Origin of the sequence: Kosakonia sacchari SP1, from assembly GCF_000300455.3 — a bacterium.
GTDB lineage: Bacteria > Pseudomonadota > Gammaproteobacteria > Enterobacterales > Enterobacteriaceae > Kosakonia > Kosakonia sacchari.
In genome coordinates, this window is the sequence record NZ_CP007215.2 from 1426722 (window position 1) to 1441246 (window position 14525).

14 protein-coding genes are annotated in these 14525 nt (G+C 54.9%); 8 read left to right on the forward strand and 6 right to left on the reverse strand.

What is annotated here, in order from left to right; translation table 11 throughout:
- Positions 1-356: 356 nt before the first annotated feature.
- Both C813_RS29820 and C813_RS29825 read left to right on the forward strand, forming a co-directional pair.
- Entirely contained in the window at positions 357-1442 is a 1086-nt protein-coding gene (locus C813_RS29820; RefSeq protein WP_017458698.1) for an SMP-30/gluconolactonase/LRE family protein, read from the forward strand.
- Positions 1443-1491: 49 nt separating this feature from the next.
- On the forward strand, positions 1492-3705 hold the full coding sequence (locus C813_RS29825) for a TonB-dependent receptor (RefSeq protein WP_017458697.1): 2214 nt from the start codon (positions 1492-1494) through the stop codon (positions 3703-3705).
- An 8-nt stretch (positions 3706-3713) separates the two neighbouring features.
- Here the strand turns inward: C813_RS29825 and C813_RS29830 are convergent, their stop codons facing one another.
- Positions 3714-4610 carry a LysR family transcriptional regulator gene (locus tag C813_RS29830; RefSeq protein ID WP_017458696.1) on the reverse strand — a complete coding sequence of 299 codons (897 nt, stop codon included), beginning with the start codon at positions 4608-4610 and terminating at the stop codon, positions 3714-3716.
- Between the two features lie 96 nt (positions 4611-4706).
- Between C813_RS29830 and C813_RS29835 the strand changes: the two genes are divergently transcribed.
- Positions 4707-5231 carry a GNAT family N-acetyltransferase gene (locus tag C813_RS29835; RefSeq protein WP_017458695.1) on the forward strand — a complete coding sequence of 175 codons (525 nt, stop codon included), beginning with the start codon at positions 4707-4709 and terminating at the stop codon, positions 5229-5231.
- A 23-nt stretch (positions 5232-5254) separates the two neighbouring features.
- On the opposite strand, the gene C813_RS29840 is transcribed toward C813_RS29835, so the two are convergent.
- The 4 genes from C813_RS29840 to C813_RS29855 form a co-directional block, all read right to left on the reverse strand.
- Positions 5255-5542 carry a type II toxin-antitoxin system RelE family toxin gene (locus C813_RS29840; RefSeq protein ID WP_017458694.1) on the reverse strand — a complete coding sequence of 96 codons (288 nt, stop codon included), beginning with the start codon at positions 5540-5542 and terminating at the stop codon, positions 5255-5257.
- Positions 5543-5603: 61 nt separating this feature from the next.
- Complete coding sequence (locus C813_RS29845) at positions 5604-5843, reverse strand: type II toxin-antitoxin system RelB/DinJ family antitoxin (protein WP_017458693.1); 240 nt, start codon at positions 5841-5843, stop codon at positions 5604-5606.
- A gap of 76 nt (positions 5844-5919) precedes the next feature.
- The gene (locus C813_RS29850) at positions 5920-7329 is read right to left on the reverse strand and encodes a glutamine synthetase family protein (RefSeq protein ID WP_017458692.1); all 1410 of its coding nucleotides are present in this window, start codon (positions 7327-7329) and stop codon (positions 5920-5922) included.
- A gap of 122 nt (positions 7330-7451) precedes the next feature.
- The gene (locus C813_RS29855) at positions 7452-7925 is read right to left on the reverse strand and encodes an NUDIX hydrolase (RefSeq protein ID WP_017458691.1); all 474 of its coding nucleotides are present in this window, start codon (positions 7923-7925) and stop codon (positions 7452-7454) included.
- 158 nt (positions 7926-8083) lie between these two features.
- Here C813_RS29855 and C813_RS29860 point away from each other — a divergent pair, with 158 nt between their 5' ends.
- Positions 8084-8344, forward strand: a complete 261-nt coding sequence (locus C813_RS29860; RefSeq protein WP_017458690.1) for a DUF2534 family protein — start codon at positions 8084-8086, stop codon at positions 8342-8344.
- A gap of 303 nt (positions 8345-8647) precedes the next feature.
- Positions 8648-10588 carry a methyl-accepting chemotaxis protein gene (locus tag C813_RS29865; RefSeq protein WP_017458689.1) on the forward strand — a complete coding sequence of 647 codons (1941 nt, stop codon included), beginning with the start codon at positions 8648-8650 and terminating at the stop codon, positions 10586-10588.
- Between the two features lie 38 nt (positions 10589-10626).
- Here the strand turns inward: C813_RS29865 and C813_RS29870 are convergent, their stop codons facing one another.
- On the reverse strand, positions 10627-11013 hold the full coding sequence (locus C813_RS29870) for a VOC family protein (protein ID WP_017458688.1): 387 nt from the start codon (positions 11011-11013) through the stop codon (positions 10627-10629).
- A 97-nt stretch (positions 11014-11110) separates the two neighbouring features.
- On the opposite strand from C813_RS29870, the gene C813_RS29875 reads away from it, so the two are divergent.
- The 3 genes from C813_RS29875 (at position 11111) to C813_RS29885 (ending at position 14484) form a co-directional block, all read left to right on the forward strand.
- Positions 11111-11881, forward strand: a complete 771-nt coding sequence (locus tag C813_RS29875) for a DeoR/GlpR family DNA-binding transcription regulator (RefSeq protein WP_017458687.1) — start codon at positions 11111-11113, stop codon at positions 11879-11881.
- 107 nt (positions 11882-11988) lie between these two features.
- Complete coding sequence (gene pheP, locus C813_RS29880) at positions 11989-13386, forward strand: phenylalanine transporter (RefSeq protein WP_096325423.1); 1398 nt, start codon at positions 11989-11991, stop codon at positions 13384-13386.
- A gap of 117 nt (positions 13387-13503) precedes the next feature.
- Complete coding sequence (locus tag C813_RS29885; protein WP_017458685.1) at positions 13504-14484, forward strand: LacI family DNA-binding transcriptional regulator; 981 nt, start codon at positions 13504-13506, stop codon at positions 14482-14484.
- Positions 14485-14525: the final 41 nt, after the last annotated feature.

A 14525-nucleotide genomic window follows, 5' to 3' on the forward strand; every position in this document is an offset into this window, starting at 1 on the left:
CCGTAAGACAGAATGATGATGCCGCAATTCCGGCCCTGCCAGTCATTTTCTGTTTTCACGTCGTATGCATATCCGCCGCTTTCCACTTTTTAACACGCCACTTTTCCACAACAGGGAAGTGAAACGATAGTTCTTGCTTGAAAATCAAGAATGCGTATAGTTCTCATTCTCTTTGGTGTTTGTGGGCGCAGCAAGGATCTTCCCCGCAATAACAGTGAGCGTGAAGGCTGACAGGGAACACTGAAAAGCCGTGACGAGCTGCGCCGGGCCGAATCTGCCCTTATCAAGCGATCACATATAGATGCGTGGCGTGGGCGCTCGTCTGCCTTGATGACATTAACGGTAAAGGATCTCCCATGAAGATAAACACCTCCGTGCTGGCTCTGTTGGCGGCTATGGCACTTGCCGGTTGCAGTGCACATAACATCACCAGTGCGCAGCCTGCGGCACCAGCAGCAACACCTGCGGCGGCGCAACTACCTGAAAATGTGGTGAAACGCTCTCTTGCCAGCGGCCTGTATGAAATGGCACTCAGCCCGCAAGGCGATGCGTTGTATGTTGCCAGCGCGGAAGGCTTTAAAGATGTGCAGGGTGGGGTGGTTTACAAACTGGATCCGAAAACGCTAAAAACCCTCGGCGCGACCCACACCGATCTGAAAAACTTTGGCATGGCTATCTCCCCGGATGGCAAAACCGTGTATGTCACCAATTCGCTGGACGGCGGCGTGAGTGCCATCGATACCAGCAACGGCAAAGTGCTTTCCCGCACGCTGTTCCCGGAGCGCAACGAGAAAGGCCTGCCCTATGGCGCGCGTGAAATTGTGCTGCATAACGGCAATTTATATATCGGCGCCGTTGCCGATCCTGCGCTGGTATGGGTGGTTGACGCGAAAACCCTGAAGGTCAAAGCGCGTATCAAAAACGCGGGCAAATGGGTGACCGGCCTGCACTTCTCTGCGCAGACGCAACGTTTGTATGTGGCGAATGGCGGCGGCGAAATTCTGGTGGTCAACCCGCGCAATAACCGTATCGAGCAACGCTGGAAATCGCTGGGCGACAAACCGGCGCTGCTGTTGAATATCGCTGAAGATGAGGCCACCGGCCGCTTGTTCGTCACCGACAATTCAAAAGCCAAAACCACGCTGGTGCTGGATATTCATAGCGGCAAAATCGTGAAACAGCTTGATGGCGATGCGCTGGCGGTGAAATTCAACGCTAAACGCCATGAAATCTATATTACCCAGCGTGAGTCCGGCAAAGTGCTGAGCCTCGATGCAACCAGCTATGCCGTCAAACAGCGCTGGGAGCTGCCGCCACATCCGAACAGCCTGCTGCTTTCCGCCGATGGCCAGACGCTGTTTGTCACCGTCAAACAGGCGTTTAACAAAGATCACTCCACCAACGGCCCGGATAGTGTCGTCAGGATCGATCTGAACAAGTAATGACGCTGGCCTGGAAACGGGCCATTTCTTTTTATTTCAATAGCTAATAATGATGAATAACCGCAAAAAACACTCAATACCTTTGCGTAAGACCGTGCTTGCGCTGGCCATTGGCGCGGTCGCGCATAACGCACAGGCAGCGACGGCTGACGCTAGCGTAAAACCCACGCATGAAGAAACCATTGTCGTGCAGTCCGCCGCCGGCAGTGATTTCAGGCCCGGCGGCAGTGAACTGGTTCCCGCGTTTCTGGACGGACAAGTGGCGCACGGCGGCCGCCTTGGCGTGCTCGGCGAGCAAAAAGCGATGGATGTGCCGTTTAACGTCATCGGTTACACCTCGAAGCTGGTGCTGGATCAACAGGCGAAAACCATCGCTGATGTGGTTAGTAATGATGCGGGCGTGCAGGTCGGGCAGGGTTACGGCAACTTTGCCGAAACGTACCGTATTCGCGGCTTTCAGCTTGATGGTGACGACATGCTGATGGGCGGTCTGGCGGGCATTGTGCCGCGCCAGATTGTCGATACGCAGATGCTGGAGCGCGTGGAGATTTTTAAAGGTTCGAATGCGCTGATGAACGGTTCTGCGGGTTCGGGGGTTGGCGGGATGATTAACCTTGAACCGAAACATGCCGACGACACGCCGCTCACCCGCGTGGGTGTTGATTACACCACCCGCTCGCAAGTTGGCGGTTCGCTGGATGTGGGGCGTCGCTACGGTGATAACAACCAGTTTGGCGTACGCATGAATTTGCTGCATCGAGAAGGGGATGCTGCGGTAGAAGACGATCATCGCCGCACGACTGCGGCGTCAATTGGCCTCGATTATCGTGGCGAGCGCTTGCGCACGTCGCTGGATCTCGGTTACCAGAACAAAACGGTTCACGGCGGCGAAATGGGCGTCAATATCAGCGCCGTCGACTTTATTCCAGCGCTGCCGGATACCCGTACAAACTACAGCCAGCGCTGGGCGCACAGCGATATTGAGAACGAATTTGGCCTGGCTCGCGCGGAATACGATCTGACCGATGACTGGACAGTTTATGGCGCGTTCGGCGGTCAGCATGCTCATGAAGACGGCACCTACGGCGCGCCTAAGCTATTCAATAAAAACGGTGACGCCACCTTCAGCCGCATGGATACGGTGCGGATTTCCGACTCCTGGAGTGGCATGGCCGGGTTGCGCGGTAACTTCGATACCGGCTTTGTTTCCCATAAAGTGAACGTCGGTTATTCGGCGAACATCAAGCGTGACCGCGTGGCCTGGACTCAGTCCGATCAAAAAAATCTGCCGGTGGTGAATATTTATGATCCCTCGGCGATCCCGCTGCCGGACAATTTAACCCATAGTGGAAACTACAGTGACCCGCTGACAACCGCGCGTTACCGCTCGCAGGGTTATACCCTGAGCGACACGCTCGGCGTATTTGAGGATCGGCTGCTGTTTACCGTGGGCGCGCGTCACCAGAAATTGTGGGTGCGCAACTACAGCAATGCCACCGGTGCGGAAACCACCACTGCGCGTTATACCCAGGATCGCTGGATGCCGACTTATGGCGTGGTCTATAAGCCGTGGGATGTTGTCTCTTTCTACGCCAACCATACCGAAGCGTTGCAGCCAGGCGGCGTAGCGCCGAAGACAGCGGAAAATCGCTATCAAAGCGTGGGGATTGCGCATTCTAAACAGAACGAAATTGGCGTAAAAACGGACTTTGGACGCATTGGCGGTACGCTGGCGTTGTTTGAAATCAAAAAGCCGACCGGCATTCTTAACAGCACGACCAATGTTTACGGGCTGGACGGTGAGCAGCGTAACCGTGGCGTGGAGTTGAATCTGTTTGGGGAGCCGGTGCTCGGCCTGCGCCTGAATGGCAGCGCGACCTGGCTGGATGCGGAGCTGACGAAAACCAAAGATGGCATCAATCAGGGTAACCGACCGATTGGTGTGGCGAAATTCTACGGGGTGATGGGGGCCGAGTATGACATCAAACCGGTCGATGGCCTGACCGCCACGGCACGCGTGAACTATACCGGCTCGCAATATGTAAACACCGCCAATACCCGCAAACTCGACAGCTACACCACCCTTGATCTTGGCCTGCGCTACCGCATGCAGCTGAATGCGGAGAAAAACGAGATGGTCTGGCGCGTGGGCGTGGATAACGTCACCAATGAGAAATACTGGGCCAGCGTGGAAGACAACGGCACCTATATTTACCAGGGCGATCCGCGCATCGTGAAAGTCTCAATGAGTTACGACTTCTGATCGTTGTTTTATCCGGCGGGCGTGATGCCCGCCTGTTGCAGGCTGTTCAACACTTCCCGCATTCCCCGGCTCACCACTTTATCCTGACGCATCACCAGCGCTAACTGGCGCTGGAGCGGCGGCTGCACCGGTTGTACGCGCAGGCCCTGGCAGTCTTCTGCAGCCTGAACCGCCACGCCGGGCACGATGCTGTAACCCAACCCGGCGCGCACCATGCGTTTTATCGCTTCAATACTGCCCAGTTCCATCACCGGCGCGAGGGCGACACCGTCTGCGCTAAACCACTGTTCAATGAGCAGGCGCGTGCTGCTGCCGGATTCGAAAACAATCAGCGGCAGGGGCGCAAGCGATGCCGGCGTCGGCAATGAAACGCCGTCAGCGTCTTGTGCAGTGATCACCACAAATTCTTCGGTAAGTAACGGTGAAATCGCCAGATTGCGTCCGTTGGCGGGCAGCGTTACAAGGCCGATATCGATACGGTTTTCTTCCACCGCGCGCACGATATCGCTGGTGTTGCCGGTGCGCACCCCGACTGACAGTAGCGGGAACTCGCGATGCAACTTTTGCAGCAGCGGCGGCAACAGGTGAATACAGGTCGTCGCGCCGGTGCCAATTGTCACGCTGCCGCTAATAGCGTGCTGATGCTGCGCCACGGACTGCACTGCGGCGCTGACGGCATTTTCAATCTCCGCACAATGTGCCAGAAAGGTTTCCCCGGCGGCGGTGGCGCGCAGACCGCGCCCGGAACGTTCAATCAGGCGAACGTGCAATGCCTGTTCAAGCTGGCGGATTTGCAGGCTCACTGCGGGTTGTGAAATGCCTAACACCTCTGCGGCGGCGGTAAAACTTCCCCGGGCGAGCACCAGCTTAAACGTCGCTAACTGGTCAAAGCTGAAGTGTGGCATGGCAAAGTTTTCCTTATAACAGTGATAAGCGTAGCCTGGTGCCGCGCGGGCGGCATTACCGGTAGCCTGTAGATATCATCAAACGGGGAACAGTTTATGGAAATTATTGACGCGCAAGAACATCATCTTAGCGCGATTGTGCAGATTTATGCTTATCACGTGACGCACGGTAACGCCACGTTTGAAACCGAAGCGCCGGACGTGGATGAAATGCGTACGCGGCTGGCGAAAACCCGGTGCAATGGCTTGCCGTGGTATGTCGCCGTGCATGACGGGCAGGTTCGGGGTTACTGCTATTTATCGCGCTACCGCGAGCGGCGGGCGTACCAGTACACGCTGGAAGATTCCATCTATGTTGATGACAGTTTCCGCCAGCAAGGCGCAGGCAAAGCGCTACTCGCTCGTGCGGTGTCCTGGGCGGAGCAAAACGGTTACCGCCAGCTCATCGCCAATGTCGGCAACAGCGAAAATGAAGGTTCATTACGCCTGCACAGCCGTGCCGGTTTTGTGGTTATCGGCACGCTGAAAAGCGTCGGCATGAAGCACGGGCGCTGGCTGGATACGGTACTGATGCAGCGCCCGCTGGGGGAGGGGGATGTGACGCTTCCACTGCCCGGCTAAGCGAGTAGCTCGAGCAAAACGGGTTATATCAGGCGACTTTCTGCGATGCCATACACGGTGTTACGTTCGCGTTTTCCGACAGAGACAACGAACACCACAATCCGTCCATCATTCACCTGGTAGACCAGACGATAGCCTGAAGCGCGCAATTTGATTTTGTAGCAATCAGGTAAATGATGGAGTCTGTTCGCTTCAATCCTCGGCGCTTTAAGCACCTGAGCGATTTTCTTCTTAAACTGCTCGCGAACAGCGCTGCCTAATTTTCGCCACTCTTTTAACGCACGTTGATCGAAATCCAGTTGATAAACCATGCAACCTCCTTGTTTGCCAAAAGCGGCCTTTCCCTGGCCGCATTCATGTTTCAGCGCGTCATCACAAATCGTCAAGCGTCACACGAACCGGTTTTGGATCGCGTAAACGCTCACGCACGATTTCGATCAGTTGCCGATCTTCATCATTAAGCAGTGTGCGGTGAAACGGTAGCTTGCCGTTCTCGGCGACATATTCGAGCGTCTGTCGTAAAAGCTCGGAAGGTGTTACGCCAAGTTTTTCCAGAGCGGCAAAGGAACGCGCTTTTAAATCGTCATCAATACGAACATTCAAATTGCCCATGGACCTACCTCTGTCATTACGTTTGTAATGACATAATGGCAAGGTTAAGACGCTGATGCAACCGCGGCCAGGCTAATCAGGACAATTCTTCTGCCGTCACAATGCGCTCAAACGCGTTCAGTTCCGTCAGCTTGCCGTGATACCACTGCTCGCAAAATGCGCTGCCTAAATGATCCGCCAGGTAGGCGCATTGGCGAAACGCCTCCAGCGCGGGTTGCTGGAATAACGGCAGATCGGGCGAGGCGTGGGTGAAGTTGGCCAGCGCGTCATCATCAATACGTTCCAGGCCGTATAACATGCCGGTCAGTAACGTCGCCATCACCAGATAAGGGTTGGCGTCCGCACCCGCCAGGCGATATTCGATCCGCCGGTTGCGCGCATCAGAGCAGGGAATGCGCAGAGCGGCGTTGCGTTTGTTGTAACCCCAGGAGTGAAAGAGCGGTTCGTCCAGATTCTTACGCAACCGCCTGAACCCATTAACACCCGGCGCCATGATCGCCAGCGACGCGGGCATCAATTCCAGCATGCCGGCAAGGGAGAGTCGCACCATTTCATTGGGTGTCTCTGCCGGGCTGGCAAATACATTTTCGCCATTCGTATCATTAAGGCTGACGTGAAAATGCAGGCCATTACCGGCCAGTTCTGAGAAGGGTTTCGCCATAAAATTGGCCTGATAGCCAAATTTCTCAGCTACGGTACCGGTGAGTTTGCGCAGTGCCAGCACCTGCTCGCAACTCTCCACGACATTGGATGAATGGCACATATTCAGTTCAAACTGCCCGGCTTCGGCTTCGCTAACGATGCCGGATAAGGGAAGACGCTGCGCTGCCGCCATGTTTTCCAGTTCCTCAATAAACGCAGAATAGGCCGACGGCACGGCCAGATGAAAACAGCCCTGCGGGCGGTTCTGTTCTGCGGCGGGGTCTACAAGGTAGAACTCCATTTCCGCAGCCACCACCGGGTAAAGGCCATGTTGATGAAACTGACGCAGCACATTTTGCAGGATGACTCTGGGCTCCAGCGGCCAGGGTAGATTATCGCTGTCGAGCATGGTTAATAATAATTGTGCGTTATGGCGCGGATCGTGCGCGCCTGGGCGTAGCGTGCCGGAAACGGGTAAACATAAATTATCCGGCTCTTCGTTAATAAGTCTGTCGGGGGAAGTTGTGATTATTTTCCCTTCGCGATCCATGGCGTAGACAGATTGCGGAAAATAACAGCCCTGACTGAGTGAAAATAAGTTTTCGACGGCGACTCTTTTTCCCCGGAATGTACCATGAGTATCGTTAAGATAAATATCAACGTGTTTTGTTTCCGGGTGTTCGTTCAGATACGCTTTGATTTCGTGAGAAAAATTCTGCTGAAGCTGCCTGATTTCCTGATCCACCATCAATGCCGAGCGCGAATGCAGCGGGGTTGAAAATGGGGTAGTGGTAAAAAAGGTACGGATATTTTTCAGCAGTGGAATAGTCATCAGCGAGTTCATATTTTTCTTTCTGTCAGGCCTGTTGGCGGTGAACTCAGCATAAAAGAGCGATTTTTATTTTGATATAAACGCCGCGTAAAAAGGAAATACGCGGCGATAAAAATAGTATAAAAAAGGCGCGCTTAAAGCGTGGAAGGCATTTTTAGCAGCGGCGAGGGCGAGCTATCCGCGAAATGCGTTTTTACCCAGTCGAGTGTTTTGCGCTGGCCTGGAAAAGTAAGCAATTCGTGGGCGTCAGCAAAGCTGACCCAGCGGTATTCGCTGTGCTCGTGGTTGAGCGTTATCTCGCAGGCTTCATCGACGTACGCAACAAACACCGGCGCGACGGTGATGGCGTCGCGGTGCGCTTCGTAAAACTGCTCGCAGCAGTCGGCGGAATAGAGTTCGCTAAGCTGCAAGCCCGTCTCTTCCCGGGCTTCACGCAACGCGGTTTGCCAGGCCGTTTCAGCGTGTTCGATGCCGCCCGCAATCTGGCACCACTGACCGTTGAGCATGTTACCGCTGCGTTTAAGCAGCAGAACGCGCCAGCCCGCAGCAAAGTTGCACAGCACAAACAGGGATATGGAAAAGCAGCGTATCGGGATTTCCTTACTCATTGTTTTCTCCGTGTTAATGGCTAAAAGCAGCACGATGAGGTGTCACAAGGGTTTGTCATGGTTTCGCGCAAATGGCCTTTTTCCTGATTTTTCACAACAACCAGGCAGCAGATCGGTTACACTCGCGGCACAGAAAAGCCACATGACAGGAGGTTTATATGCTGGAAAAATTGCGTACCCGCGAGGGGAAAAAATTTATCATTGCGGTGGTGATTGTATTCCTGGTTGCCGTGAGCGTCATTTCGAAAGTGACCTTCGAGGGCGTTGAAGATCAGTACAATTTGCCGATGGAATCCTGGACGGTAACGATGTTTATCATGCAGGGCGCATGGGTTGCCATCTACAGTCTGATGTTCACCATCATTGGTTCGCTCCCTTTTGGGTTCTATTTCCTCGGCCCGAAAGACGATCGCGGCTAATCCCTCCCGCCCTGGCGTGCTGCCGGGGCTGCCTCTCTTGCGTTCTTGAGCCTTAATCGAAATCGTGATCTCTCGCGTCCTCAGCGTAAAGCTCTGTTGTAATCCACGGCGACCGACAAGTTAACTGCCACTACATTCCCTGGTCCATGCAGGCTGCCGTTTCTCGCTTTAAAAAGCGTTTTTACCGCGCAATAACACTTTCACTAACAATTAAAGATCAAAAAATAACCGCCGATAGAGATCTCACAGGGAGTTCGTGCTGAAAGGAAGATGATGTAAAAGGCTGACTCCAGGAGAGCCGTAATGGCCAGAGAATTTGTGACCAAAAAAATGAGCACCCGCGCGCAAATGTTGCTGACGGGAGCCATCACCATCACCCTCGGTTTTGTGGTAACCATCGGGGTACTGAGCTGGCAGTCCAGCAGTGAACAAAAACACCTCGCCGAACAATATCTGCAAAAAATTGCGGAAAGCCAGGCGCTGACTGTCCAGCAACAGCTGAATTATGCCCGTGATGTGGCGCATAACCTCGGTCACAGTATGATTGCCTTGCCAGAAGCCGGGATAACTGACCGCCAGGCGGCAGATAAACTGCTTATCTCCGCCCTGCGCGATAATCCTGACTATCTCTCTATCTCGGTTATTTTTGAAGACAACGCTTATGACGGTCGCGATGCCGAGTTCGCGGATAAACCCGATCAGGCACCCAAAGGCCGCTACGCCTTCTTTGTCGATCACGATCAATCCGGTAATTTTAAGCTCCACCCGTTAACATCGATCTTTACGCCAGGTCAGGGCGACTACTATCTGCTGCCGCAAAAAAGCCAGAAAGACACGTTAATTGAGCCTTACAGCTATGCCTATAACGGTGTGCCGACGCTGCTGACCTCAGTGGCAGCACCGATTGTCAGCGGTGGCAAACTGCATGCCGTTGTGACATCGGATATCTCGCTGGCCTCATTGCAGCAGAAAGTGAATCAGATTAAGCCGTGGGAAGGGGGCGGCTATGCGGTGCTGCTCTCTACTGCCGGGAAGGTGATTTCCTACCCGGATAAAAACCTGACCAGCAAGCCGTACCCCGGTAAAACGGATGGCTTTACCAGTAATGTGGTGGAACAAGATGATCCGATCCTCGGCGAAAAAGCGCTGATTACCTGGCAACCAGTGTCAATCGGCAACAGTACCGATAACTGGTATCTCGGCGTCGTTGCGCCGGTGAGTTCGGTGATGGCGGCGGCCAACCGTCAACTGACGTACGCCATTGTTCTGGGGGTTATCAGCATTCTGTTGGTGTGTACGCTGCTCGGCCTGATCTTCAGCCGTAAAGTGTTGAAACCGATTGGTGGCGAGCCGCTGGAAGGGGCGAATATCGCCCTAGCGGTTGCGGACGGCAAACTCGATAACACCATCCCGGTGAAAGGTAACGATCGCAGCAGCCTATTCTATGCCCTGCATACCATGCAGGCGCAGCTACGGCAGATTGTCGGGCAGATCAAAGAAGCCAGTGACTCAGTGCGTCAGGGGGCCGGCGAGATTGTCAGCGGCAACATTAACCTCTCTTCACGTACTGAACAGCAGGCTGCAGCGCTGGAGCAGACCGCCGCCAGTATGGAGCAGTTTAGCGCCACGGTGAAACATAACGCCGCCAACGCCCACCAGGCGACGGCGCTGACCGCCAATGCCACGCAAATTGCCAGCCGGGGTGAAACGCTGGTCGGCCAGGTAGTGGAAACGATGGCGAAAATTGACGACAGCGCGAAGAAAATCGGCGATATCACGGCGATCATCAACAGCATCGCTTTCCAGACCAATATCCTGGCGTTGAACGCCGCGGTAGAGGCGGCGCGTGCTGGTGAACAAGGGCGTGGCTTTGCGGTGGTGGCGTCTGAAGTGCGCAACCTGGCGCAGCGCAGCGCCGATGCGGTCAAAGATATCGGCGCGTTGATTGAGGAGTCCAGCAAACGCGTCGAAGCCGGGGTGCAGCTGGTGAACGACGCCGGTCACACCATGCAGGAGATGACGCAGGCGGTGAATTCCGTGCAGACCATCATCAATGAGATTGTCAGCGCCTCGGATGAGCAGGCCAAAGGCATTAGCCAGGTGACAATTGCCGTCAATGAAATGGACGGGGTCACGCAACAAAACGCCTCGCTGGTGCAGCAAATGGCTGCGGCAGCAACTTCACTTGAAGATCAGGCGCAGCAACTGGCGCAGACGGTGCATCAGTTCCGCCTCGAAGCGTAACCTCAACAGGGAGCCTGGCAACAGGCTCTCTGCCTTTCTTAACTGGCAACCAGTTCGATACGGTTATTATCCGGGTCCAGAATCACGGCTTCATAAAAACCATCCCCCGTCCATCGCGCAGCGCTGGCTAACCGGCCCTGCTGACGGGCTTTTTCTGCCATCTCATCCACCGCCCCGACATCTCCGACATTAATTGCAATGTGCGCCCAGCCAACAAATTCTGCGGCGTTCGGCGCATCGGCCAGCTCCGGCACGGTCATGAGTTCAATGGTTGGCCCGTTGTGCAGTGACATAAAATAGGATGCAAAACCGGCGCGGTTTTGACTGACATATTTCTTATTGCTGGTGGCGGAAAAAAAGTCGCGCCAAAATGCGCGCTGTGCGTCGAGATGGCGTGTCCAGAGTGCGACATGGGCAATGTTCAAGGTGACCTCCAGGGCGTAGGGGTTGTTAATTGACAGCGTGATGCATTTGCATGATTATGCTCATTATTGCTCGATGTGGATTTTATAAAGAGGATTTATGCTCGATTATGCAGCTTTCCCGGACCAACGACAAGATCTGATCCGCCAGCGTCTTCAGGCGCAGGGACGGGTAGTCTGTGCGGAGTTAGCCGTTGAATTGCAGGTTTCTGAGCACACCATTCGCCGCGATTTGCAGGAACTGAGTAAAGCGGGAGTCTGCAAAAAGGTCTATGGCGGCGCGGTATTGCAACTGGCGACCGCCGGGAGCTTTACGCAAAGAAAAGAGCAGGATCGAGCAACAAAAAGCCTCCTCGCGCAACGCTGCGTGCAACTGCTTAAACCCGGCACCTGCATCTTTATTGATACCGGTACCACCAACCTTGAGCTGGCGAGAGCACTGCCGCCAGAGTTAAACCTGACAGTAGTGACTAACTCACCGGAAATCGCCGCTGTTGCGTGTAAACATCCGCGCTGCGAAGTGATCATGCTGGGGGGGCTGGTGCAGAGCAGCACTGGCGGTTGCGTCGGCGCACCGGCCATCAGTCAGCTTAACGGGATCATTTTCGATCAGGCGTTTATCGGTGGCTGCGCAATGTCGCCGGAAATGGGGCTGAGTGGATTTGATTACGCCGACTGCGAATTTAAAAAGGCGGTGATCGCCCGCAGCAACCAGGTGGTGGTGGCATTAACGGCAAATAAGATCCCGGCCGTCGCCCGTTACATTGTGGCTGCCAGCCAGCAGATCGATGTGCTGGTGGTCGAAACCGATCTCAGCAAAGCGCTGCATCAATCCTTTCGCGCAGAGGATATTGAGATCCTGACGGTTTAAACGCAAGTGCACGTTTTGCGCGTTGCCGCTTAGGGTTCATTTCTTGCCAGCCCACAACGGAGATGTTAAAAGGTGCCCCTTTAAATGAAACCACAAAGGGGAAGGACGTGAAAAACGCGTCACAGGCAGCGGGAAGCAGCACCGATGCCGCGTCGGAAGCAGGGCCGACACTACAACGAGGTTTAAAAAACCGCCATATTCAGCTGATTGCGCTGGGCGGCGCGATTGGCACCGGCCTTTTTCTGGGCATTGGCCCCGCGATTCAGATGGCCGGGCCAGCCGTGTTGCTGGGCTACGGCATTGCCGGCGTTATCGCTTTTCTGATTATGCGCCAGCTTGGTGAAATGGTGGTTGAAGAGCCGGTGTCCGGTTCATTTTCCCATTTTGCCTATAAATACTGGGGGCCGTTCGCGGGCTTTCTTTCTGGCTGGAACTACTGGGCGATGTTTGTGCTGGTGGGAATGGCGGAACTGACCGCCGCCGGTATTTACATGCAGTACTGGTTCCCGGACGTGCCAACCTGGATTTGGGCCGCCGCTTTCTTTGTCATCATCAACGCCGTCAACCTCGTTAACGTGCGCTTGTATGGCGAAACCGAGTTCTGGTTTGCGCTGATTAAAGTGCTGGCGATTATCGGCATGATTGGTTTTGGCTTGTGGATGCTGTTTACCGGCCATGGCGGTGAGCGCGCCAGCTTCGATAACCTCTGGCGCTATAACGGCTTTTTCGCCACCGGCTGGCACGGGCTTATTCTCGCGCTGGCAGTGATTATGTTCTCTTTTGGCGGCCTGGAGCTGATCGGCATTACCGCCGCCGAAGCCAGCGAGCCGCACACCACCATTCCGAAAGCGGTGAACCAGGTCGTGTACCGCATTTTACTCTTCTATATCGGCTCGCTGGTCGTGCTACTGGCGCTTTATCCGTGGATTGACGTCAAAGCCAACAGCAGCCCGTTTGTGATGATTTTCCACGAACTGGACAGCAATCTGGTGGCATCTGCGCTCAATTTCGTCATTCTGGTGGCTTCCCTGTCAGTCTATAACAGCGGTGTCTATTCCAATAGCCGTATGCTGTTTGGTTTGTCGGTACAGGGCAACGCACCGGCGTTTTTAACACGCGTCAGCCGCCGTGGCGTGCCGGTGAATTCCCTGTTCCTCTCAGGAGCTATCACCTCGCTGGTGGTATTGGTTAACTATCTGCTACCGCAAAAAGCCTTCGCCATGCTGATGGCGCTGGTGGTGGCGACGTTGCTGCTGAACTGGATCATGATTTCGCTGGCGCACCTGAAATTCCGCGCGGCGATGCGCCGCAAAGGGCGCGATCCGCAGTTTAAAGCGCTGCTCTTCCCGGCGGGCAACTATCTGTGCATTGGCTTCATGCTGATGATCCTGGTTTTGATGTGCACGATGGACGATATGCGCCTGTCAGCGGTGTTGCTGCCGGTGTGGATTGTGTTCCTGTTTGTCGCTTTCAAACTGCTGCGTCGCACGCCGAAGCGCGGGTAACTCACACGATTCCCTATCAGATCCGGTGGGCTGCGGCCTGCCGGACGGGGGATGATGTCTATGTCTAAACTGTGATAGCCTCGGGTCTTATGGTCAATCGCAGAATATATTGTTGTTATGTCCATTCAGAAAATTGCCAGGATGGCGGGCGTTTCCGTTGCAACGGTTTCACGGGTGTTGAATAACAGCGAATCAGTGAAGCCGAAAAATCGCGAACGCGTATTGCAGGCCATCAAGGCGTGCCAGTACCAACCCAACTTATTAGCCCGCCAGTTGCGCACTGCGCGCAGCTCAATGATTCTGGTGTTGGTCTCTAACATCGCTAACCCGTTTTGCGCCGAAGTGGTGAAGGGCATTGAAGAAGAGGCGGAAAAAAACGGGTATCGCATCCTGCTGTGTAACTCCGGTGCAGATATAGCGCGCTCGCGCTCAGCGCTCAAATTGCTGTCGGGCAAGATTGTTGACGGCATCATCACCATGGATGCATGTGCGAAATTGCCGGAACTGGCCACCATGATTGGCGCTGCGCCCTGGGTGCAATGTGCCGAGTACGCCGATAACGGCGACGTCTCCTGCGTCGGCATTAATGATGTCGACGCCGCCTGCTGCGTGATTGACCGCTTAGTTGAGCGCGGCTGCCAGCGCATTGCCATGATTAACCACGATCTGAGTTATAAATATGCCCGGCTGCGTGAACGCGGCTATCGGAGCGGTTTACAGGCAAAACACCTGGGCTATGAAAACGTGGCGTACGCCCGCGATTTGAGTTTCAGCGCCGGGAAAACCGCGATGCAGCACCTGCTAAGTGCGCCGGAACGTCCGGATGCGGTGTTTGCCGTTTCCGATACGCTGGCCGCCGGGGCGCTGCTGGCGATCCATGAAGCCGGGCTGACAATGCCGCAGGATATCGCAGTGGTCGGTTTCGATGGCACTGAACTGGCAGAGATGGTTACCCCGCCGCTCAGCACCATTGAGCAACCTTCGCAGGCGATGGGGCGCGAAGCCGTCCGGCTGTTGCTGAACCGCATTGATAACCCGGACAGCCTGCCAGAAAGCGTAATCATGGACTGGCGTTATATTTCCCGCGCCAGCGCCTGACATTTCAGGCATGATGTCCGTAAAGATTTCGCCAGCCGCCG

Coding starts and splice junctions, on each gene's coding strand:
- C813_RS29840 (WP_017458694.1), bottom strand. CDS start 5,542: ATGGTTTATCAACTGGATTTCGATCAACGTGCGTTAAAAGAGTGGCGA.
- C813_RS29875 (WP_017458687.1), top strand. CDS start 11,111: ATGCTCGATTATGCAGCTTTCCCGGACCAACGACAAGATCTGATCCGC.
- C813_RS29820 (WP_017458698.1), top strand. CDS start 357: ATGAAGATAAACACCTCCGTGCTGGCTCTGTTGGCGGCTATGGCACTT.
- C813_RS29865 (WP_017458689.1), top strand. CDS start 8,648: ATGGCCAGAGAATTTGTGACCAAAAAAATGAGCACCCGCGCGCAAATG.
- C813_RS29885 (WP_017458685.1), top strand. CDS start 13,504: ATGTCCATTCAGAAAATTGCCAGGATGGCGGGCGTTTCCGTTGCAACG.
- C813_RS29855 (WP_017458691.1), bottom strand. CDS start 7,925: ATGAGTAAGGAAATCCCGATACGCTGCTTTTCCATATCCCTGTTTGTG.
- C813_RS29835 (WP_017458695.1), top strand. CDS start 4,707: ATGGAAATTATTGACGCGCAAGAACATCATCTTAGCGCGATTGTGCAG.
- C813_RS29860 (WP_017458690.1), top strand. CDS start 8,084: ATGCTGGAAAAATTGCGTACCCGCGAGGGGAAAAAATTTATCATTGCG.
- C813_RS29845 (WP_017458693.1), bottom strand. CDS start 5,843: ATGGGCAATTTGAATGTTCGTATTGATGACGATTTAAAAGCGCGTTCC.
- C813_RS29850 (WP_017458692.1), bottom strand. CDS start 7,329: ATGAACTCGCTGATGACTATTCCACTGCTGAAAAATATCCGTACCTTT.
- C813_RS29825 (WP_017458697.1), top strand. CDS start 1,492: ATGATGAATAACCGCAAAAAACACTCAATACCTTTGCGTAAGACCGTG.
- C813_RS29830 (WP_017458696.1), bottom strand. CDS start 4,610: ATGCCACACTTCAGCTTTGACCAGTTAGCGACGTTTAAGCTGGTGCTC.